Raw genomic sequence first — 22,666 nt, 5'->3', positions numbered from 1 at the left:
CAGTGGAACATTATATTAGTTTATTTGTAAAAGCCGTTTTTATTGAAAACTTAGCGTTATCATTCTTCTTAGGCATGTGTACTTTTTTAGCAGTATCTAAAAAAGTTACTACATCAATAGGCCTAGGTGTAGCGGTTATTGTTGTTTTAGGTATTTCTGTACCTGTAAATAACTTGGTTTACCATGCTGTGTTAGCACCAGGTTCGCTTACGTGGCTTGGTTACCCTGATGCAGATCTTAGCTTTTTACGTTTCTTAACTTTCATTGGTGTTATTGCAGCACTAGTGCAAATTCTTGAAATGGTATTAGATAAGTTTTTCCCAGTACTTTACAACGCGTTAGGTATCTTCCTTCCATTGATCACAGTTAACTGTGCAATCTTTGGTGCGGTATCTTTCATGGTTGAGCGTAACTATGACTTCGGCGAGTCTGTTGTTTATGGTATTGGCGCTGGTGTTGGTTGGGCGCTTGCAATTACATTACTTGCAGGTATCCGTGAGAAACTGAAATACTCAGACGTGCCAGATGGCTTACGTGGTTTAGGTATTACCTTCATCACTGTTGGTTTAATGGGACTTGGCTTTATGTCATTCTCTGGTATTTCACTGTAAAGGGTAGCGAGGATAAATCATGGATTATCAGATTTTCTTAGGCGTTGGTGTTTTTATCGCTATCGTTGTACTACTAGTTTTAGTGATCATTGGTGCTAAATCTCAGTTAGTTGCAAGCGGTGACATCATCATCGGTATTAATGGCGATAAAGACAAAGCCATTACTACATCAGCAGGTAATAAACTTTTAAGTGCATTATCTGAGTCAGGTATATTTGTATCATCAGCTTGTGGTGGCGGTGGCTCTTGTGGTCAGTGTCGTGTACACATTAAAGAAGGTGGTGGCGATATTCTGCCAACTGAACTTGATCACATTTCTAAAGGTGAAGCCCGCGAAGGCTGTCGTTTAGCGTGTCAGGTAAATGTTAAAAATGACATGGAAATTGAACTTGAAGAGTCAATTTTCGGTGTTAAAAAGTGGGATTGTGAAGTTATCTCTAACGATAACAAAGCAACGTTCATCAAAGAACTTAAACTGCAAATCCCTGGTGATGAGTCAGTGCCTTTCCGTGCGGGTGGTTACATCCAAATCGAAGCGCCACCTCACCATGTTAAATATGCAGATTTTGATGTTCCTGAAGAATATCGTGGCGACTGGAACCATTTTGGTTTCTTCGATCTGGAGTCAAAAGTAGACGAAGAAACAATTCGTGCTTACTCAATGGCTAACTACCCAGAAGAAGAAGGCATCATTATGCTTAACGTGCGTATTGCTGCTCCGCCTCCAAGAAACCTAAGCTTACCTTGTGGTAAAATGTCTTCGTACATTTGGTCACTTACAAAAGGCGATAAGGTAACTATTTCTGGTCCATTTGGTGAGTTCTTCGCTAAAGACACAGATGCAGAAATGGTATTTGTTGGTGGTGGTGCTGGTATGGCGCCAATGCGTTCACATATCTTTGATCAACTTAAGCGTTTGAACTCTAAACGTAAGATGAGCTTTTGGTATGGCGCACGTTCTGAACGTGAAATGTTTTACGTAGAAGATTTTGATGGCTTAGCAGCTGAAAATCCTAACTTTGTATGGCATACAGCACTTTCAGATCCACAACCAGAAGATAACTGGGAAGGCTATACAGGCTTTATCCATAACGTGTTATTTGAGAACTATCTTAAAGACCACGAAGCGCCAGAAGATTGTGAGTACTACATGTGTGGTCCTCCAATGATGAACGCGGCAGTTATCACTATGCTTAAAGACTTAGGTGTTGAAGACGAAAATATCTTATTAGATGATTTCGGTGGCTAACACTGATACCAAAAAAACTTAGTTTTGGTTAAAATACCAGCCTCGTAGCACTTTGTGTTACGAGGCTTTTTTTATTCTTTAATTTATTCAATCTATTAAGTAGAGCGGTTATGAATCGAGTAAGTACTCCCCAAGGCATAATTGCCTTATTATTAATTACACTGACTTTATTATTATCAGGGTGTGGTGAAAAGCCAGAGCCAGAAGAGATTTTTCTGGAGGGTAAAACCATGGGTACCACCTATCATATTAAATATTATGATGAGAAAGCGCAGTTAAGCTCACAAAAGCTACAGTCGCAAATAGATGCTGTTTTGGTTAACGTAAACCAGTCGATGTCTACTTACATTGAAAACTCTGAAATAAATACATTTAATCGTTTGCCAGCAAATAATATTATGCCAATAAGTGAGGATTTTAGAGCCGTTGTATCTGAGTCGATTCGTTTAGGTAAGTCTACAAAAACGCTTGATGTAACCATGGGACCACTTATTGATTTGTGGGGGTTTGGTCCAGATAAAAAACCAACTAACCGCCCTAGTGATGAAGAGCTTGCAAGCATGGTTGAAAAAATAGGTATTGATAAACTTATTTTAACCGAACAGGGTTTAGCTAAAACAATAGATGGCTTAGAATTATCGTTTTCGGCTACAGCTAAAGGTTATGGAATAGATAAAGTGGCACAGTTGTTAGAAAGCCATAACATAACTAATTACATGGTTGAGATTGGTGGTGAGCTGCGTATAGCGGGTGAGAAGCCAAATAGCCAAGACTGGAAAATTGCAATAGAGCAGCCAGATGCACAACCAGGAGAGCGTAAAGTACACCGTGTTTTATCGCCAGGTACAAATGGTATTGCTACATCGGGTGATTACCGTATTTTTTATAAAATGGATGGTGAAATTTATACGCATTTAATTGACCCAGTTACGGGTATGCCTATTAAGCACGACTTAGTATCAGTAACAGTGCTTCATCCAAGCGCAATGACTGCTGATGGGCTAGCTACTGCACTTACTGTGATGGGGATGGAAAAAGCCCAAGCATATGCGCAACAGCACGATTTGCCAGTGTATTTAATAGGTAAATCCAAAGATGGTTTAGTTACTTACTCAAGCCCTGCATTTAAGCCCTATTTATAGGATTGGGTAAAGCTTGTTTATTTTCGTATTACTAGGGTATATAATAGCAGTCGCTCAAAAATGTTTTGAGCTTAATTTATTGCTGATCAATAGGGGCTAAGCAATGTCACTTTTTCTTCTTACTTTTGGCTTACTAATTTTGATAGTTTCGGCTATGGCCGTTGGTATGATCGTGCAAAAAAAATCTATGGCGAGTAGCTGTGGTGGTTTGGGTTCGGTTGGTATTGATAAAGCCTGTGATTGCGATGATCCATGTGATAAACGCAAAAACCGTTTAGCTAAAGAGCAAGCCTGGAAAGAAAACCAAATTATTTAAGCCTGCCTTAAATAATACTAATTACATTGAAAGGAAGAACGCTCTATTGAGTTAAATAATAACTTACTAGTGCAATGTAATTAGTGTGAAAAGCGCTTTATAGCGCTTTTTTTGTGTCTATAAAATTACTAACTTGAACTTATTGCTGATAAATTTAATTTTGGCAGTTATTTTTGATACGTGGTCGTCTTTCTGTATTCGAATGAATCCGCATTACAATCAATGTGTTGGTGAGTTTCTCAACCAAACTTTATGTTATTTAGCACCTCCCAAAAGTAATCCAATCTTAATGTATTAGACAAAAGTCTATAGTTTAGTTTTTTTCACCTATTAGGTTTATTTTTCTCGTTTGTCAAATTTGAGCTAACACTCTAAAGTTTAACCATAGACAAAGAGCAAAGCTCTAGTCATAAGCTTGAGGCACTATTAGCCTCGCTTAAAAGAATCTTTATATTGTGTGTGAAGATGTTGTCAGTGTGAAAGGCAACTCAAGTTCGGTGGTGACTGAGTTTGAGTTGTTTTTATTTCCTTTCAATGCCACGTAATGTAAACCAAGAATCTTTATATTGTGTGTGAAGATGTTGTCAGTGTGAAAAGCGGCTCAATTTCGGTGGTGACTGAATTTGGGCTGTTTTTATTTTTGCCTCCACATAGTGTAAATAATAAATCTTTATGTTCTATGTGAAGATGTTGTCAGTGTGAAAGGCAATTCAAGTTCGGTGGGTTTACTTCCATAAAGAATCACTTGAGTTGTTTTAATTTAACTCCCTTTATATATTCCTCAACTTTCAAGTATTTCTAATATTACATCTATTTTTTAAATTACGCTTACCCATAAACTAATAAAATAGAAGGCTATTAATTGCACTTAAGAAATAGCCAACGTCTATTTGAGTAATTTAACTATCAGCTATACTTACTTTATCTTTTGCAAATAGTGCTATTAAGCCATCTATAATTGCACTTTGCCACACGTAATAATCGTGTCCTCCTGCGTATTCTTTATAGTTAACATCGTAGCCTTTCATTCTTAATATATCGCGTAAGTGTCTACTACCATCAAGAATTCCTTTTCCACCATTTCTACTTCCTTCAAAGAGTCCTGCAGTAATGAAAAAGTTGATAGGTAGCAGATCTTTAACCATAAAGTTTTCGGATACATAATATGTATTTAACGATTTTTTATGCTTAGGAGCCCACCAATAAGAACCGCTTAAAGAAATAACGTTACCAAAAATATCAGAGCGTCTAAAAGCAGTTGTAGTCGCACCAATACCACCGTAGCTTGAACCGGCTAAAACTCTTTGCTTTGCAGAAAATTTAACTGGAGAGTTTTTTTCTATGGTAGGTAATAATTCAGATGTTAGCATTTTAGTGAAATTTGGGTTATCTGGTAACTCGTTTCCTCTAGTCTTATTGTCTAAGTTGTCGATAAATATAGCTTCTATTGGAGGAAGAAGTTTATTATTCACCAAGGTATTGAGTTTAGAGTCTAAGTTAACTTTTTCTAGATATTTAGGTCCATCAAACATAAAAATCTGAATAGCATTTGATTTTGTTATATCACCAAAACGATATACTTTTATATTACGTTTATTTTTTAATATATTACTATCTAATTCAAATGATAATGCAGGCACAATGGAGTTGCTCTGTGCATTTTTTAAATATTGGTTCGAGAGATTATTTAAATCTATAACAGAACTTTGTTCGAATTTAGTTTTAGCTGCAATTGGAAAGTAATGCGGGTTATTAGGATCTCTTTGGGCCGTTGCAAGTAACGCAACTCTTTTTTCGTAACGCTCTCCAGTAAATTGGGGTACATCTGGCGCTAATTTATAAGACAGTTGTGTATCATTAGGTACTTTATAGCTTTTATACCAAATATTTGATTTCCCGAGGCGTTCCATCCAACCATGATCATTATCAGGAGCTCCGAAAATCAGCACATTATTTTTTGCTCCCCTGTAAATAAATGTTAGTAAGCTATTATCATCAAGGGGTTCTATTAAAGGGGAGTTGTTCTTAATTAAAATATCCCATACATCGTCAGTTTCTTCTCCAGATTCAAGCATTGAAAATGCTTGATTTATTAATTTACTATCAGTTTTTTGTATATAGTTATTTTGCTCACTCTGACTAACAATCCTGTTAATTGTAACGTTTGGGATTGGTCCAGAATAAATAATTTTTGGGTTGTCGTAATCAGCAATAAAATGAAGCCTAGATTGTTTTAAATTTACATTTAATACCTCTCGTATAGGTTGGGAGTTTTGGTCTATCAAAGAAATTTCAGTATCATTTTCAGCAGCAACAATTGCACTAATATAGCTTCCTTTGTCTGCCAAAAATGTATACGTTTTGTTTGTTTTATCGAGTGTTACTTTACTTTTTTCTTGTCCGTAAACACCACCTGATAACGAGAGGGAAATTGAAATTGCTAATAAAATACTTGAGCGCATAAGTGTCCTTTTATAATACTAATGATAATGCTTTTTATTTGTATCAATTGTGTGTTGATTGCTAAAGTAATGCAAATAATGCCGTATTTTTAAGCCTTATTTAATGTGATTAACGGTAGGGGACTCAAATGACACGAATTTTTTGATTTGTATTTATCTTTTTTCATTTCACTAACGCGCATGCTAATTACTTTCTAACTATTGATGTTAATGAGCAAAACCTGCTTTTTGATAGAGAGTTTTTTACCGTAGGTGATGACTATGGTGCCTGCGTATCAGGGAGGCTCGTGTAGTAGCAATACAAGCTAAGTCAAAATTTAAAATAGAGGGCTTTTATAACAATGACCATTATCGTGTAAGTGATAATATTCATTATTGTATGTGTAAAGCTATTTATGTTGATGGAGTTTATAAAAGTTGCTTTATTTATAATAAATTTAATGTGAATTTGAAATGTTTTTAATAACTAAGTTATTGTTTTTTAATTTGTTATTTTTAATTAACAAAATGGTTTCTAAAGCTTAACTCAAATTTATTGTTTTTTAGTTGAACAGAAAACTCTCTTTGTTATACTCACGTTCGAACTTTCAGTAAGTTTTGAAAGTTTGATTGATACGGATCAATTTTCACAAGGTGAATTTGTGCTAACCGGATTTGATCGTATTCAGCACCTGATTTTTGGGCTTACAGCAGCAATGTTTTTTAAATTTTTCCATTGCTATGTATTAATTTTAATTTTGTTATTAGTCATTTTAGTAGGTTAATGTCTTTGAACACACTTTCTTTACATCATGCAAATGCTGCTCTCGCCCCAAGCGAGCAGGTTACGTGTGAGCGCTTGAATAAAGCGAGTAAAGGCGTGTGTGTCGCTATAACATTGTTAGTGTTTAATACTGTCATGCTGCTAAGTGGTGCACTAGAGGATGCCTTCAAGCTTGAAGCTTTACTAAGTGATGGGTTTATTGTAGAGCCACTGTTACTTACTATTGCTGAATTTTTAGCTCATCCAATCATATCAAGTCAGTTACTTATTGGCCTTTGTTGGTTATTGTTCCATATTTTTCCAGCGCGTCGTGCTGGAATTATCCTCCGTAAAGCAGCCTTTGCTTTTAGCGAGGCTAAAGTTCTTCAGCCAGTGCAAGTTGCACATGGTTGTCGTGCTCCACCTAGCTTTACAGGTTGTCTGTAGGGTTACACCTTGTTGCTGGTTTTAATTATTTTTTCTTGCTGTAAATAATTAAAGTTAGCTAAAACAAAGTAACTCGTGTTTTTTTAACACGTTCAGCCAACCACAACTCACCCAAGTTAATTTTTATTGCGTTATATAAATGCGTTTAAAAAAACTGGGTTTGTTTGCTAGGGGTTTTTACACCTATCATCTAAAGCTTGTTTCATCTTCATTTTATAATTCAGTTCTAATTAACTTGGGTTTTATCGAAAAATCGTTGCTTGGTTTTTTAAAGCAACAAACTCAAACCCTCTAGGTTGTAGGATAGTCCCTTGTTAATTCGTAACCTTTGTAATATTGCTTTAGCTAGTACAGTGCTGGCACTGTCAGGCTGTAAAGGCGGGATACTTGATCCAAAAGGGCAGATAGGCATTGATGAGAAAAATTTAATCATCATCGCGACCGTGCTTATGTTGCTTGTAGTGATCCCCGTTATTGTGATGACTTTATATTTCGCATGGAAATATAGAGACACACAAACTCATGAAATTTACGCTCCAAAATGGGCTCATTCAAATAAAATTGAAGCTGCTGTTTGGGCTGTTCCTATCGTTATTGTGATTATTTTAGGTGTTATTACCTGGGAGTCTACTCAAGCATTAGACCCATACAAGCCAATTGAAGGTAAAGGTAAACATCTTACTGTTGAAGTGGTGTCATTAAACTGGAAGTGGCTATTTATTTATCCTGAGCAAGGTATTGCTACGGTTAATGAATTAGTGTTTCCGGCAAATGTGCCTGTTGAATACAAAATCACTTCAGAGAGCACAATGAACTCGTTTTTCATTCCGCAATTGGGTAGTCAAATATACTCAATGGCCGGTATGGAAACCAAGCTTCACTTAATTGCTAATGAGCCAGGTACATTTAAAGGCTTTTCGGCAAATTACAGTGGTGCAGGCTTTACTGGTATGAAGTTCAACGCAATTGCCACACCTACTCAAGCTGGTTTTGATAAGTGGGTGAGTGATGTGAAAGCGAATTCAAGCGCTAATAATCTTACTCATGCAAATTATGTTGAGCTTGCAAAAGCGAGCGAAAATAATCCTGTAGCTTATTACGGTAAAGTTGAAGACGGCTTATTTCATACAATTGTTATGAAATACATGCAGGCGCATGGCGATATGAATAAAAAGCACAATGCGATGGGCGAACATGGCGAGATGGGTAAACAACATCACGCTATGGACAAGCATTCAGCGAAATCATCACACAGCCAAGGCGAGGAATAATCATGTCGTTTTTAGGCAAACTATCTTTAGATGCAATTCCGTTTCATGAACCAATTCTTGTGGTCACGATGTCGGTTATTGCAATAGCTGGGCTTATTATTGCCGGGCTTATTACAAAGTACAAAAAATGGGGCGTGCTTTGGCGCGACTGGATCACGTCTGTTGATCATAAACGCTTAGGCGTGATGTATATCTTTCTTGCATTAATAATGCTATTTCGTGGTTTTTCTGATGCCATAATGATGCGTACTCAGTTAGCACTTGCTACCAGCGGGGCGCCCGGTTATTTGCCACCAGAGCACTACGACCAAATATTTACTGCCCATGGCGTAATTATGATCATATTTATGGCAATGCCATTTATGATTGGTTTAATGAACATTATATTACCACTACAAATTGGTGCTCGCGATGTTGCATTCCCATTTTTAAATAACTTAAGTTTTTGGTTTACTGCCAGTGGCGCTATTTTAATTAATATCTCACTTGTTTTTGGTGAGTTTGCTAAAACAGGTTGGGTGGCATATCCGCCGCTTTCGGAGCTGACCTTTAGCCCTGGGGTGGGGGTAGATTATTATATATGGGCCTTACAAATATCCGGGCTCGGTACTCTTTTAACAGCTGTAAACTTTTTAGCGACTGTATTTAAAATGCGTGCACCAGGTATGACCCTAATGAAAATGCCTATTTTCACATGGACATGTACTTGGGCAAACATCTTAATTGCAGCATCATTCCCAATTTTAACTGCTGTGTTAACTATGCTAACACTGGATCGTTATCTCGATTTCCACTTCTTTACCAATGAATTGGGCGGTAACGCCATGATGTACATCAACCTGTTTTGGGCGTGGGGTCATCCTGAGGTATATATTTTAGTATTACCAGCATTTGGTGTTTTCTCTGAAATTATTTCGACCTTTGCTGGTAAGCGTTTATTTGGTTATAAATCGATGGTTTACGCCAGCGGTGCAATCTCTATTTTAGGGTTTGTTGTTTGGTTACATCACTTCTTTACTATGGGGTCCAGTGCAAACGTTAACGCGTTCTTTGGAGTAATGACCATGGTTATAGCGGTACCAACCGGCGTTAAGCTATTTAACTGGTTGTTTACTATTTATCGCGGACGTTTGCGTATCAGTGTTCCTGTACTTTGGACGCTTGGCTTTATGGTTACCTTTACTGTAGGCGGCATGACTGGTGTATTACTTGCCATTCCTGGTGCGGACTATGTATTACACAACAGCTTATTCTTAATAGCGCATTTTCATAACACTATTATTGGTGGTGCTGTATTTGGTTACCTTGCTGGTTTTGCATTTTGGTTCCCTAAAGCAATGGGCTTTAAACTGAATGAAAAATGGGGTAAAGCATCATTTTGGTGTTGGATTATTGGTTTCTTCGTCGCATTTATGCCGCTGTACGTACTTGGTTTCTTAGGTATGACACGTCGTTTAAACCACACTAATAATCCAGATTGGAACATATGGTTATACATTGCTGCAGGCGGTGCTGTGATTATTATGTTCGGTATTATTAGCCAAGTTATTCAACTATATGTGAGCTTTAGAGACCGCGAAGCGCTTGACGATACAACAGGCGATCCGTGGAACGGTCATACACTTGAGTGGGCAACAAGTTCACCTCCACAAGTGTATAACTTTGCAACTATTCCACACGTTGATGATATTGATGCATGGACCGACATGAAAGAAAAAGGTCAAGCATATTTAGATAAAGCTAATTACAGCCCTATTCATATGCCTAAAAACACATCTGCTGGTGTGCTAATGGCGGCAAGTTTAACTGTATTTTGTTTTTCAATGATTTGGCATATTTGGTGGTTAGCTGTTGTTGGATTAGTAGGTGGAATTGCCATCTTTATCAAACGTTGTTACACAAACGATGTTGATTACTATATTCAACCAGATGAAATAGCACGAACAGAGCAGGCTTATAATTTAAGTGGCGCTGGTCAAAAAAGTACTATTGCTAACGAGAATAAGGAGCTAAACGCGTGAGTACACTATCTGCAAATGTAGGGTCTGCAAATTTAGACTCAGTATCTCATGATGCTCACGAGCATGAGCATCATGATACGTCTGGCGATACCGTATTTGGCTTTTGGTTATATTTAATGACCGATTGCCTATTATTTGCCTCGTTTTTTGCCACTTACGCCGTGTTATTTATGAACACGGCAGGTGGTGTATCAGGTAAAGATATTTTCGAACTCGATTTTGTAGCAGTAGAAACGGCTGCACTACTTATTAGTAGTATTACTTTTGGCTTTGCCATGCTTGCCGCTCAAGGGCAAAAAAAGGCACTTACCTTAACATGGTTATTTGTTACGTTTTGTTTAGGTGCTGTGTTTATTAGTATGGAAATATACGAATTTCATCACCTAATAGTGAACGGGCATGGTCCGCAACATAGTGCTTTTTTAACATCGTTTTTCTCATTAGTTGGCTTGCACGGTTTGCACGTAACCGCAGGTTTAATATGGATGACAATAATGATGATTGAAGTTGCTAAGCGCGGTCTTGGCAAGCCAACTATTACGCGTTTAAGTTGCTTAAGTTTATTTTGGCACTTTTTAGATGTTGTTTGGATTTGTGTATTTACCGTTGTTTATTTAATGGGAGCAATGTAATGAGCCACAGCGAATCGCATTCATTAAAGCAAAGTGATCATCACGATGAGTCTCACGGCAGTGTTAAAAGTTACCTAATTGGCTTTGTGCTATCAGTTATTTTAACAACTATTCCATTTTATATGGTTATGAGTGGTGACTTTTCAAAAGTAACAACGCTTTGGAGCATTGTTACTTTAGCTATCGTACAAATTTGGGTGCATTTAAAATACTTTTTACACCTTAACTTTACGACTGCAAATGGTCGAGCAAGTACTTTCTCATTCCTATTCAGTGCCCTGATTATCGTAATGGTTGTTGGGTTATCTGTTTGGATCATTTATGAATCTAACGCAATGATGATGTACTAGGAGTTGAAGATGTTTCGTCGTTATTTATCAGTGACAAAGCCAGGTATTATTATGGGGAATTTAATCAGCGTAGCGGGTGGGTTTTTACTTGCCTCGCGCGGTGACATAGATCCATGGTTAATGGTTGCCACGTTAATTGGCTTATCGCTCGTAGTTGCATCGGGTTGTGCTATCAATAATGTAATTGATAGAGATATAGATGTAGCAATGGCACGTACTCGTACACGTGTAACTGTAACTGGCGAAATGTCTGCTAAGGCTGCACTTAGCCACGGTGTTTTATTGGGTATTGTAGGTTTTGGGTTATTAATTGCTTTTACTACTCAAGCCGCCGTGTTTTTTGCAGCCTTTGGTTATGTTATTTATGTAGGGGTTTATAGCCTCTACATGAAACGTAACTCAGTATATGGCACTTTTGTAGGCAGCCTTTCTGGCGCTGTACCACCAGTAGTTGGTTACTGCGCCGTGACAGGGCAGTTCGATATGGGCGCATTAATACTGCTAGTTATGTTTAGCTTGTGGCAAATGCCGCACTCTTACGCTATCGCTATTTTTCGCTTTAAAGATTACCAAGCTGCAGGTATTCCTGTATTACCAGTAGCGCAAGGTATCGACAAAGCAAAACGCCACATTGTGCTTTATATTGCTGTATACGCATTAGTGGTGATGTTACTGCCAATTACTGGCTACACAGGTGCTGCTTTTATGGCTGTTGCTTGTATTACCAGCTTTTGGTGGTTGCTAATGGCGCTACGTGGTTATCGTCGTAATATTGATATGAGTAGCTGGGCACGTAAAGTGTTCGCATTTTCAATTATTAATATTACAGCGTTAAGCATTGCTATGGCTGTTGACTATCATAGCGTTGCTCCACAGCTATTAACGCTGACCTAATTTAAAATTTTTGACTATTCCAAAGTTAATCCAAAGGCTCGAAAGAGCCTTTTTTTATGCCTAAATATTAAAATAATTGAACATTCGTATACTCGCTCTTTTACTTTTTAAAATCATCAGCATTGTAATAAAGTGGTTTAAGTGTGCCGCAATTAATAAATTTATAGGTAAGCTCATTTTCAGCTGGGACACGTTTTGAGGTACGAAGCTTTTGCATACACGCATTAACTAAATCGACAAAAATAAGATGGTTATAGCTCGGCGCTTTTTGAATTTTATGAATATAAATACGCTCAGTGCCGCTTAGTGTAATCATGTCGTAGTCTTGCCATTGCGATGATTCACTTAAATCTTTTAGTTCTCTGGCATACAGCTGCTTACTCAAGACCAACTCTTTTTTTGAATAAATTAAACTACCACCTTGTTGATAATCACCCTCGTAAATATCGGCAATAATCGTAATTTCTTCACCACGCATTAAATGCTGAATATTAAACGCTTGTGGCTTTACGGTGATTAACTCGGCATTTCTAACAAAGCCTAAAAATGGAACATCGGGGTTTCCTATTTTATAAACAACTTGCACATCATTGGGTAAATTATAGGTGGGTAAATTCATTGCAATAATAGACGAGCCTTGATTAACCAAAGCCATAGGGTGCTCAGCATTGTAAGCGGGGTCTACCGGTGGAAGTTCTGCTTTTTCTTCTTCAGCTGCGGCAAAGCCACTTAAAGTGATTAGTAATAAAGTAAGTAGTAAGCGCATTATAATCTCAATTAATTTATGAGCTTAAATTGTAGTATAAAAATATATATTACATTGAGTTAATTACACTTAATGCTTAACTGCAAAGGATTGTATAAAAGGCTCAAGTGAGCCTTTTATACAATTTCAAGGTAATTTCAAGGTGATTTCAAGATAGTTTCAAGGTAATCTCAAAGCGACATTAAAATAATGGCGACTAAATAAGCACTACTTAATTGCTTTTTTTACTTCTCGCCAATCTATTATTTTAAAGTTTTGAGGCTGCTGTGGCATACGGTTATAACCATCTTGTACAACTAAAATACCTTCTGGATAACCCGGAAGAGACTTAGATGTTACTGTTAACCCGTCGGTTTCTGATGAGCCATCAATACCATTAACCAAATCACTTATTACACTAAACTTACCTGCAAACTCTAAGCTAGGTGTTTTAATGCCCGCAGTACCATTCTTTATTTTATACAGTACGTAGCTGTTATCACCTTGGCTCGAAACAACTAAATAACGTGTTTTGTCGCTGTGGTAAATTTCCATACCTTCAACATCATCAACAAGTTGCTCATTTATGTCTTGTAGCATAACCGGTGTACTTCCTGCCGTTGGCTCTGCACCTATAAACCAAATACCGGCATCTTCTTCGCCTACAAATAATTGTCCTAGTTCATCATCTGCACTACAGCCTTCTGGTTGGCTTGGTAGGTTAAACTCGCGAACAAGTTTGCCTGTTATTTTTTCGTTATCCTCACTGATTTTATATTGCTGATACAGCCCCGATTTATCATTTACAAATACATAGTTCCCCGTATTTGACGAGTACATACATAAGCCATAAATTTCATCAAGATTGGTAGGAATATCAGTAATGTACTTCACATTATTATTAGCTTGTACTGTAAATACACTAATACCGTTAAGTGTTCGGTTACTGGCGGTTATTAATGTATTGGTACTGTTTTTAATGGTGCTATTTTGTCGCAGGTCCACGTTATTTAAACGACCAACTTCAAGTGACTGTTCAAGCTTGCCATTTAGGCTATATACCATTAGTCCACGGCGTTTATCGGTGCCTAAAATTAAGCTGTTTGCTGCATCTTTAGGGTTAACCCAAATTGCCGGATCGTCTGCTGCATCACCAAATGCTTGAACGGGGGCAGTTTGTGCACTTGCCTTTATTTGAGTAATTGATTGGGTGCTGGTTTTTAATGATTTTTTGATAGGTGTTACAGGTAATGTACTTTTAATATAAGCGCCTGTTTCGTCGTTATACAGCACTGCCGTTGCCGTGTTGTTACTTGTGTAATTTACCGCTACCGATTCCAAGCTCAAGTCACCATTTAACATCCAGTTATTAAACGCTTTGCCAATTGGATCATAAGCATACACAGTATTGTTTTTGGTACTAGTAAACCAAATCATACCATCTTGCGAAGCCGAAATAGCTCCTAGTTCACTGTGTAACTTTCCAAAGGGTGCGACTAAAGCAATCGGTTTTTTATCTGCTTGCGATTCCGCGTTCGCGTTTATTGCCCAAATGCCTACTTCGCTTTCACTTACATATAAGGTATTTGTTGTTGTACTTACAGCACAACCCGACGCCTCACTAACGCCAGAAAATTCACGTAAATTTACGTTAACCGCTTTATTATTCGCTGTATCAAAAACAATAGTTTCAGTAATTAGCCCGCGTACATCAGGTACAAATGCTGATATTGATTCACTCGCTTTATTAGCAAATAAACACACTGTATCGGGTTGTGCTTGTGGTGGATTAATACGTGTTAGTTCAGTTGTATTCCAGCCACTTTGAGTGTGTTCAAGATTAAATATAACAACGTTATCTTGATTGTTATCAATAGTTGCAACCAAAAATGAGTGTGCTGTTAGCTTAGTGACAGCAAGCGCTTCAAAGTTACCTTTTTTTATAATGCTGCTTTGTTGCGTTTCACTTTCAACTAACACTAAGCCTTTGCTTTCGCTTGCTAGCAACCAATTGTTATTATTTAACCATGCCGCTTGTGAGCCTTGCATGTTATCTGTTGGACCAAATTCAGTACTATTAATGACTACTTTATCGGGTGTGTTTTTTACTGCCGTATTTGTAGTCACGTTACTATTGCTACACGCACTTAATGTACTGAGCACTAAGCTACTTACAATTAAGCTAATAGATGTTTTTAATTTAAAGTTCATGTTGTAACCTTTTATTGGTCAAAGCGCTTTTGAGTGCTGTAACGCACTTCGCCTTTATAGTTAATAGCCGTTGCTTTTAGTGCTTCATTGTTAATCGAAAAGCTTAAAAGTCCTGGTGTAGCTTCTGCAAAACGCGTAAATTCACGTTGTTTTACGTAACGCGCTTCGCTACCGCCACCAGATACAAAGTGGTCGAGTTTACTGCCATCTATTTGGTTATGTTGCAGGTCATGTTCGTGTCCTGCTATGTATGCTTGCACACCATTTTGCTCAAATATGGGCTCGAGTAAATTACGTAAACCTTCAGTAAGTCCGTAACGTTTTCCACTGCTATAAAGTGGGTGATGACCAACCACTATTTTCCATCGTGCTTGGCTATTTTCGAGCTGGCTATTTAACCATGTTAATTGCGCTTGGCTGTTTTGCCCTTGAGTTGCTTTGTATTTTTCGCGTGTTTTGTATTCAGGATTTAAAGTATTAGTGTCTAAAAACACCATTAATATCTGCTCGCCACCTTTTAAAGTAAAGGTTTTGCTGTAATAGCGTGCAGGTAAATTCCAGCGCTGACTTTTTTTACTGTAATCAAGTTGTGCTTGCGCATTACCTAAATAATCATGATTACCCAGTACTACATACCAAGGCTCGAATGTATGTGGACCATGGTAAATATCTTCATAGGCACTTTGCCAAAGCGGGTCGTTAACACTTGCCACGCCATTGGGATAAAAGTTATCGCCAGTTGAAATAGTAAAATCACCATCCGTTTGAAACATCGCTATTTCTAACTGGTGTGCTACGTCTTTTTGATAAAAGTGCCCGTTATGACCCCAATCACCAATAACCGTAAAATTTAAGCTCTTAGGCAGGACCGTCAAGTTGGCAATTTTTTGTTGCTCGTATAATACATCGGTGTACGTTACGTTTGCCAATACGCTTTGTATACTGCATAAGCCAAGTGTTATTAGCAGTAATGTTTTTTTTATCATTATTGTTCTCCCATGTTTGGTAGCGCTAAATAAAGTGATTAGCACTACCTCATAAACTTATTTAAAACGCGTAACGCAGCATAAGTTGATAAACTGGTCCCGCTTCTTCAGACTCAATTTCGTACTCATCAAAGCTTCTACTAAACTGATCTTCAACGGTATCAAATTTATTGAAGGTTTCGTCTTTACTTGCATCAAGTAGGTTTGAACCCACCAAGCGTAGCGTTACATCTTCCCAACGTTTTTCTAAAAACACTTCAAAGTCGGCACTGTAAGACGTAGTGATTTCTTCACCTACAATACGTCCATAGGCATCACCTTGCTTGCGGTAAGTTACGCCAAATGCAGCTTTGAGTTCGGGTAAGTCTTGAATAAACCCAACGTTATAAACGTAGTCTGATTGGTCGTTAAATTTGCGAGTTCCAAAAAAATCGGTTACTTCACTATCAAGCCATGAGTAGTTTAAAAATACACCCGTATTAGGCATGCTAAATGCGCCAAGTGGAGTAGATAAATCAAGCTCAACGCCTTTAACATTACCATCGCCTGTGTTGCGTGGTTGCAGTACAAATGTACCTTCGCCCTCAGAGCCTTCTTGTCCTGTATTTGCTATTTCTATTAGGTCATTTACTTTGCGATAAAATAAATTAATACCTACGACGCCACTTTTTCCTAAGCGATACTCGTAGCCTAAGTCCATACCCCAAGCTGATTCTGGTTTTAATTCAGGGTTCCCTAGTTGGTCGTTATCGCCAAGCTCTTTTTCGATAAGTGCCGGCGTTAAAAAATCAAACTCAGGGCGGCGTAAACTACGCGCAATCGATGCACTTATACGCCCATTTTCGCTAACGTTATAACGAAAGTGTGCCGAGGGGAGGATAAAGTCGTAACTATTATTTTCGGTCACGCCAATTGTTTTATCATTAATTTTAGAATCGGTAGACTCCCAGCGAACGCCCAGCTCCCAAGCAAATAAATCATCTTTGTGCTTAACAAGGGCAAATAAGTCAAAGCGATCTTCTTCTAAAGTATTTACACCACCAGTAACCGCTTCGTACTCGCTATTAAATGCAGCAAGCGTTAAAGGTGTTGCTGCGTATTGATCCCAACTGGTAAGTGCAAGTTCTAATTCGTTTTGCGATTCTAAAATTTCACTGTCGCGTTTTTTATTTTGTAAAAATGCACCAAACTGAATTTCTTTGCTGTCACCCCAAGGTTGGCTGTGTTGCCACTGTAGAGTCCATTCTTTATCATCTATTTCACTTTTAGTTTGCTCTTCTTCAAATATCATGGGCAGCTCTGAGGTATCTAATTCGACTTCTTCCTCATATACCGACTCTTCAAACCGAGCAAAGCCAAATTTAAACTTACTTGTGCCGCTTAGTAGTGGAAATTCATAAGCGGTATTGATGTTGTAATTAGTTTGGTCAATATATTTAACATTGGCATTATCTGTTTCTAAGTTACCGCCATTTACAATATCGTTATTGGTTGCAGTTGGGTCGTTGTATTCAAATGAACGTTCATCCTCAGTACGCTCTGTATCAACCCACATAGCGCTAATATTAAACTGACTATCGTCGTCAAAAACAATTTCGTAGCTGGAGTTAAGTGACGTGTCGTCGCCATCGCGAGTGTCAGATTGGTCTTCGCGGTTATCAAATTCTTCTGTTTGAAAATTTATATTGTTTTCAGGGCTATCGCCGTAGCGCAAACTAGTTTTTTGTTTTGGGTTATATCTGCCTTGTAAATTTGCACCAAGTAATAAGCGCCCACCAGCAAATTCAGTACCGTACACTGCAGCTAAGCTTTCTTTAAATTCACCATCATCATAAAGCAAGCCACCAGCACGCAAGTAACCGCCATCTAAACTGTAACCATCGCGCAATACAATATTTAATGTGCCCGCAATAGCATCGGCTGAGCGGTTAGCACTTGATGAGCGAATTATTTCAACGCGTTCAATTAACTCAGCCGGAATTCGGTCAACAAAAAATGAACGATCGGCACCAGCGCCAGGTACTTCTTCACCGTTTATAAGCACCTTTGTATAAGCAGGGCTTAACCCCCGCATACGTGCACCATCCGATTCAAGTACATCCGATAAAAATGTAACACTGGGTACTCGTTTTAATGCATCGCCTGCGGTTAAAGGTTCAAAACGTTGAAAATATTCTTGTGAATATTCTAAGGTTGGTGCGAGTTCGTCAGAACGGTTTCTGTAACCAATTTCACCATATACAACAATTTTGTCAGAAACTTCGATATCTTTTTTTGTGGTTTCTTTTGCATCATCTTCTGCATAAGCCGTTAAATTGCATAAGGTTAATGCGGCTACCAGTACTTTTATTTTAAAGTGTTTCATTGTATTTGCTCTTGGTTATTACTGGGTTGTTTCTTGGTATGGCGAGCAAGCTAAAGATATTTGGTTACGTAAATGTGACAGTGTTTAGTTTAAATACATGTATTTAGAGGTATTTGAGTAATATGTAGAGCGTATTGAGCTTTTATCACTCCTCGTAAAGTCAGGTGTTATGTACCGTGCAGGGCTGTTTTTAAAGTAGGTATCATCTCGTTGTCATATAGCTGAGCTAATATGACCCTGCTAACAAAAACTTGTATGAACTAACTTCAAAACTCATTTATAAACGAGATACCGCACATGCGATTTAACCCCTTTATCAGCCACCGATTATTAATAAACGCTATTATTGCGATGTTTTTTAGCGCTGTGTTTTTAAGTAGTTACTTAGGTGTATTAAAAACTTACGCCAGTATTCAGTGGCTCGATATTATGGGGGAGGGCGGTATTGTATTAATGACCCTTGTATGGATTGCCGCGTTATTAATTTCAAGACCACCGAGTAAAGTAACCACTTACTTAGTGATAGGTGTTGGGCTATTTATGTTCTCGGCAACTCTAGATTTACTTGATGAATGGTTAATGCATCCAGCGCATCAATGGCTCAGTTGGATTGAATCTCTGCCAGCACCTTTAGGCATGTTGTTAACGAGTGTGGGTTTGTATTATTGGCATCAAGAGCAGTACGTATTAAATCTTCAGCTACGCCGCCGTGAAGCGCATTTACGTGAGCACGATAAGGTGTGCTCAGTTACAGGTCTTTATAAGGCGCAGTATCTAGATTCAGCAATTAAAGAGCAACTTACGAGCAAACAACCACTATGGCTTGGGGCTATTGATATTCGTGATTTTTCGCATTTTAATAGTGAGTTTGGCTTTAGTGAGGGCGACCGGTTACTGCGTGAAATTAGCGAGCTATTGTTAATGAATTGCCGACTAAGTGATGTAGTGTGCCGCTACGCAGGAGATTGTTTTATGGTATTGATGCCAGCCACCACAGAGCAGCAAGCTAAAGAGCTGATGGCACAAATTAAAGGAGCTCTAAAGCATTGTGCATTTAAAGTTGAAGCATCTAAAAAAGCAAAGTTTCAATATGTCACTACCGCCTTAATACAAGGTAATAAGCATAGCAGTACAGGTAAACTAACAAGCCAACTGCATAGTCAATTACAACAAAAAAAGCATCAACAAAAAGTAGCGCACCGTGCACATGTTTGTTAGCCAAGACGACAAATATTTAAGCGCTCAAGGGCTTATTACGTCAGCTGTAGAGCTTGCTCAAAGCCGAAACATAAATTTACATAAGCTGCTACGCGGTACCGGTATTTTTGAACAAGACTTACTTAATTTTCAGCATACATTTAGTGTGTCTCAGCAGGTGCGTTTATTAGCTCAATTTAAGTTGTTGATGAAAAGTACTGACAGTGGTTTTTTACTCGGTAGCCAACTTATTAACGACACTCGAGCCGAAGCTCAGGCATTAAAATATAGCGATAATTTAGCTCAAGTATTAAAGCAATTATCACTTTTAAGAATGCAATTAGCGCCTTTATTGTTTAGCCAAACGTATATTAAAAACGATAATGTTTATATTTATATTCAGCCAGCACATGGGCTTGATGAAAGCCTTTACCACTATGTGCTAGAGATATACAGCACTGCATTTTATAGTTTACTTAAACGAGTGAGCGAAAGTTACCCGCATTGTCAGTTCGACTTTGCTTTTAAACGCCCTCGGCATATTCAAGAGTACGAACAAAATTTAGGGCTAAAGGTAAGTTTTGATAAGCCATGTACTCGCTGGGTATTAAATAAAACCATGTTAAGGGCTAAAAACCCGCATGCGAGTCAATTACGATTTATGCAAGCGCAGTCGCAGCTACATAATAAAAGCGTAGTTAGCATGACTTTTATTGAAGCCGTCTGCAGATACTTATACTCCCACCCAAGTGCTAATTTAGAGTGTACCGCAAAGCACTTTGCTATGAGCTCAGCTACATTTAAGCGCAGACTTAAACTCAATGGGGTACGCTTTTCAGCGTTAATAGATGAGCAAAATAAGCACAAAGCTATTTACCTACTTACTCTGTGCGCTAAACATAACGAACAAGTCGCTGAACATTTAGCTTTTTACGATATACCTAACTTTCGGCGCGCCTTTAAACGCTGGACAGGCTTAACACCTAATCAGTTAAAAGCGCAATAAGTTACTCAGTTGCCATGTCGATGGAGTGCAACAATGTTCGTGCCTTTAAATGTAGGTTTGCGTCCTCTGGATTTGACGTATTAGTCAGCCAAATTACATTGCCTTCTTTATTTACAAACAATGTAGTAGGTGTGCCTCGTATACCTAATTGCTGTGCTATTGCATCGGCTTTTACGGCTGTTTTAAAAGTATAGCCTCTGTCGCTAAGCGCTTTAGCGGGAGTAGCATCGTCATCTTCTTTAAAGCTCACGGCAATAACTTTTAAGCCCATATCATCAATTTTTTGAAGTGCTGGCTGAAGCTTTTTACAGTACGGACACCACGTTGCCCAAAAGTGTAAAACGTAAGGTTGACCTAATAAATCTTGAGTATTGAGTGCAGACCCATCAGCCATTTGTAAATTTAATGTAGGCAGCTTAGGGTATGTTTCTTGCGTACTTTCTTCTTGCGAATAGCTTGTAAAGCTTATAAAAATTAGTGCGATGGCAATAAATAGTTGCTTCATAATATGTTCGTTCTTATTTTACATATTAAATAAGAACGAGAATTTAACATTTTTATTTCAAACTAAAAGCGAGCTGCTTGCTCAACAACAATAGCGTGGCGTTTAGCGAGCCGAAGGTGGTCTTTATCGTAGCCACCACCTATTACTGTGGCAACGGGTGTGTTGTGTTCAAGGCAGCGTTTTAGCACTAAATGGTCGCGCTTAACTATGCCATCCCAGCTAATATCTAATTTACCCAAGCCATCGCCTTGCCAAATATCAACGCCAGCATCGTAAAGTACCAAGCTTGGGTTTAGCTCTTTAAGTAAATAACTCAAGGTGTCGTCAACTATGGCAAGGTATTCGTCGTCTTTCATATTATCGGCTAAGCCAATATCTAAATCGCTAGCGGATTTTCTAAAAGGGAAGTTTTTTTCACAATGAATAGAACAAGTATAAGCGTATGCTTGATGCTCTAACATTGCGGCTGTGCCATCACCTTGGTGCACGTCTAAATCAAAAATAAGTACGTTAGTTACTTCACCCGATTCAATTAAAGTTTGCGTGGTAAAGGCTAAATCGTTAACCATGCAGTAGCCTGAGCCAAAATCGGTATGCGCATGGTGTGTACCACCGGCTAAGTGGCACGCTATACCATGTTTAAGTGCTAAACGAGCTGTTTGTAACGTACCTTGAGGAGCTGTAAAGGTACGTGCCATAAGCTCTTTTGACCAAGGTAAACCAATGCGGCGCATTGCTTTTTCATCTAAGCGGTTATTCCACAAATCGTGTATGTAATTTTCGCAGTGTATTAGCTCAAGTGGCTCTGGCGTGCCTAATATTGGCTCAACCAGGTTATCGCCAATCAAGCCCAGCTCTGCTACATGCTGATATAAATGTGCAAACTTACTCATTGCAAAACGATGCTTTGGATCGAAATTAAACGAGTAGTTAGGGTGATACACCAAAGGTAAATGTGGATTTAAAGTCATGTTTACACAAGTTGAAAAGTTTGCACCATGGTAATCAACTAATCCAAATGAGTCTATTCTTGTGTGTCGTGAATCAACATAGCGAGTTCGCGATGTAATAGTTCGTCATCAGCTAAGTTTAGCTCTATTAAACGCTTTAAATAAGTAATGCTGTCTATATCAATATGGTGGCATTTTAAACCAATATGATCGGCTTCTATATGGCACACCACAACCTCCATTTTTATTTCTATTTCGCTTTGAGGAAGTATAAAACGCAGTATTGCATTAGAATTAGTGTTACTTATAAAAGCATCGCATTTAGTGATTAATGCGCCATGCAAAGATACATCAAGTAATTTACATGGGTATTGGTGATCATTAAAAATTACTTGTGCATCGGTTGAAAATAAAACACGAGAAAACTGACGACGATTTTGCATAACCTAATTTAGCCTTACTGTTTTTATAATAAATTAAGCATAGCGGGTAATTCTCTACATGCTAGCAGGATATGCTCCTGTAATGCTGGTGGCATAAAAAAGCCCCGCATAAATGCAGGGC

20 protein-coding genes are annotated in these 22,666 nt (G+C 38.2%); 12 read left to right on the top strand and 8 right to left on the bottom strand.

The window, feature by feature from the left end:
* Positions 1–2: 2 nt before the first annotated feature.
* The 4 genes from nqrE (at position 3) to nqrM (ending at position 3,318) form a co-directional block, all read left to right on the top strand.
* Entirely contained in the window at positions 3–611 is a 609-nt protein-coding gene (nqrE, locus tag GQR56_RS15975) for an NADH:ubiquinone reductase (Na(+)-transporting) subunit E (RefSeq protein WP_024612639.1), read from the top strand.
* Between the two features lie 19 nt (positions 612–630).
* Positions 631–1,860 carry an NADH:ubiquinone reductase (Na(+)-transporting) subunit F gene (nqrF, locus tag GQR56_RS15970; protein WP_024612638.1) on the top strand — a complete coding sequence of 410 codons (1,230 nt, stop codon included), beginning with the start codon at positions 631–633 and terminating at the stop codon, positions 1,858–1,860.
* Between the two features lie 110 nt (positions 1,861–1,970).
* The gene (locus GQR56_RS15965; RefSeq protein ID WP_024612637.1) at positions 1,971–3,002 is read left to right on the top strand and encodes an FAD:protein FMN transferase; all 1,032 of its coding nucleotides are present in this window, start codon (positions 1,971–1,973) and stop codon (positions 3,000–3,002) included.
* 103 nt (positions 3,003–3,105) lie between these two features.
* Positions 3,106–3,318: a (Na+)-NQR maturation NqrM gene (gene nqrM, locus GQR56_RS15960; RefSeq protein WP_007376137.1), complete on the top strand. Its 213-nt coding sequence runs from the start codon at positions 3,106–3,108 to the stop codon at positions 3,316–3,318.
* An 899-nt stretch (positions 3,319–4,217) separates the two neighbouring features.
* Here nqrM and GQR56_RS15955 read toward each other — a convergent pair.
* A complete protein-coding gene (locus GQR56_RS15955) occupies positions 4,218–5,780 on the bottom strand; it encodes an alpha/beta hydrolase-fold protein (protein ID WP_166113242.1) in 1,563 nt (520 codons plus the stop codon).
* A gap of 769 nt (positions 5,781–6,549) precedes the next feature.
* Between GQR56_RS15955 and GQR56_RS15950 the strand changes: the two genes are divergently transcribed.
* The 6 genes from GQR56_RS15950 (at position 6,550) to cyoE (ending at position 12,137) form a co-directional block, all read left to right on the top strand.
* Complete coding sequence (locus GQR56_RS15950; protein ID WP_024610683.1) at positions 6,550–6,969, top strand: hypothetical protein; 420 nt, start codon at positions 6,550–6,552, stop codon at positions 6,967–6,969.
* A gap of 311 nt (positions 6,970–7,280) precedes the next feature.
* Positions 7,281–8,240 carry a ubiquinol oxidase subunit II gene (cyoA, locus tag GQR56_RS15945; protein WP_024610682.1) on the top strand — a complete coding sequence of 320 codons (960 nt, stop codon included), beginning with the start codon at positions 7,281–7,283 and terminating at the stop codon, positions 8,238–8,240.
* A gap of 2 nt (positions 8,241–8,242) precedes the next feature.
* Positions 8,243–10,261, top strand: coding sequence for a cytochrome o ubiquinol oxidase subunit I (gene cyoB, locus GQR56_RS15940; protein WP_024610681.1), 2,019 nt, complete (start codon positions 8,243–8,245; stop codon positions 10,259–10,261).
* On the top strand, positions 10,258–10,893 hold the full coding sequence (gene cyoC, locus GQR56_RS15935) for a cytochrome o ubiquinol oxidase subunit III (RefSeq protein WP_166113239.1): 636 nt from the start codon (positions 10,258–10,260) through the stop codon (positions 10,891–10,893). The genes cyoB and cyoC overlap by 4 nt, the downstream gene beginning before the upstream one ends.
* Entirely contained in the window at positions 10,893–11,243 is a 351-nt protein-coding gene (cyoD, locus tag GQR56_RS15930; protein WP_024610679.1) for a cytochrome o ubiquinol oxidase subunit IV, read from the top strand. Before cyoC ends, cyoD begins: the two co-directional genes overlap by 1 nt.
* A 9-nt stretch (positions 11,244–11,252) precedes the next feature.
* On the top strand, positions 11,253–12,137 hold the full coding sequence (gene cyoE / locus GQR56_RS15925) for a heme o synthase (RefSeq protein WP_024610678.1): 885 nt from the start codon (positions 11,253–11,255) through the stop codon (positions 12,135–12,137).
* 100 nt (positions 12,138–12,237) lie between these two features.
* Here cyoE and GQR56_RS15920 read toward each other — a convergent pair whose 3' ends face one another.
* From GQR56_RS15920 to GQR56_RS15905, 4 genes are all read right to left on the bottom strand, one after another.
* Positions 12,238–12,903, bottom strand: a complete 666-nt coding sequence (locus GQR56_RS15920) for a hypothetical protein (protein ID WP_010555183.1) — start codon at positions 12,901–12,903, stop codon at positions 12,238–12,240.
* 207 nt (positions 12,904–13,110) lie between these two features.
* Positions 13,111–15,093 carry a phytase gene (locus tag GQR56_RS15915; RefSeq protein ID WP_166113236.1) on the bottom strand — a complete coding sequence of 661 codons (1,983 nt, stop codon included), beginning with the start codon at positions 15,091–15,093 and terminating at the stop codon, positions 13,111–13,113.
* Between the two features lie 11 nt (positions 15,094–15,104).
* Positions 15,105–16,079 (bottom strand): metallophosphoesterase, encoded by a 975-nt coding sequence (locus GQR56_RS15910; protein ID WP_024610676.1) that lies wholly within the window; start codon positions 16,077–16,079, stop codon positions 15,105–15,107.
* 61 nt (positions 16,080–16,140) lie between these two features.
* The gene (locus tag GQR56_RS15905) at positions 16,141–18,444 is read right to left on the bottom strand and encodes a TonB-dependent receptor (protein ID WP_166113232.1); all 2,304 of its coding nucleotides are present in this window, start codon (positions 18,442–18,444) and stop codon (positions 16,141–16,143) included.
* Between the two features lie 297 nt (positions 18,445–18,741).
* On the opposite strand from GQR56_RS15905, the gene GQR56_RS15900 reads away from it, so the two are divergent.
* Both GQR56_RS15900 and GQR56_RS15895 read left to right on the top strand, forming a co-directional pair.
* Entirely contained in the window at positions 18,742–19,662 is a 921-nt protein-coding gene (locus tag GQR56_RS15900) for a GGDEF domain-containing protein (RefSeq protein WP_166113229.1), read from the top strand.
* Positions 19,646–20,647: an AraC family transcriptional regulator gene (locus GQR56_RS15895; protein WP_024610673.1), complete on the top strand. Its 1,002-nt coding sequence runs from the start codon at positions 19,646–19,648 to the stop codon at positions 20,645–20,647. Before GQR56_RS15900 ends, GQR56_RS15895 begins: the two co-directional genes overlap by 17 nt.
* A gap of 1 nt (position 20,648) precedes the next feature.
* Here GQR56_RS15895 and GQR56_RS15890 read toward each other — a convergent pair whose 3' ends face one another.
* The 3 genes from GQR56_RS15890 to GQR56_RS15880 form a co-directional block, all read right to left on the bottom strand.
* A complete protein-coding gene (locus GQR56_RS15890) occupies positions 20,649–21,152 on the bottom strand; it encodes a TlpA disulfide reductase family protein (RefSeq protein WP_024610672.1) in 504 nt (167 codons plus the stop codon).
* Between the two features lie 62 nt (positions 21,153–21,214).
* Positions 21,215–22,123, bottom strand: a complete 909-nt coding sequence (locus GQR56_RS15885) for a histone deacetylase (RefSeq protein WP_166113226.1) — start codon at positions 22,121–22,123, stop codon at positions 21,215–21,217.
* 53 nt (positions 22,124–22,176) lie between these two features.
* Positions 22,177–22,545 carry a PilZ domain-containing protein gene (locus tag GQR56_RS15880; protein WP_024593523.1) on the bottom strand — a complete coding sequence of 123 codons (369 nt, stop codon included), beginning with the start codon at positions 22,543–22,545 and terminating at the stop codon, positions 22,177–22,179.
* Positions 22,546–22,666: the final 121 nt, after the last annotated feature.

The sequence above is a fragment of the Pseudoalteromonas sp. Z9A5 genome (genome assembly GCF_011378875.1).
In the GTDB taxonomy this organism is placed as follows: Bacteria; Pseudomonadota; Gammaproteobacteria; order Enterobacterales; family Alteromonadaceae; genus Pseudoalteromonas.
This window is presented reverse-complemented; position numbering and strand designations above follow the sequence as displayed.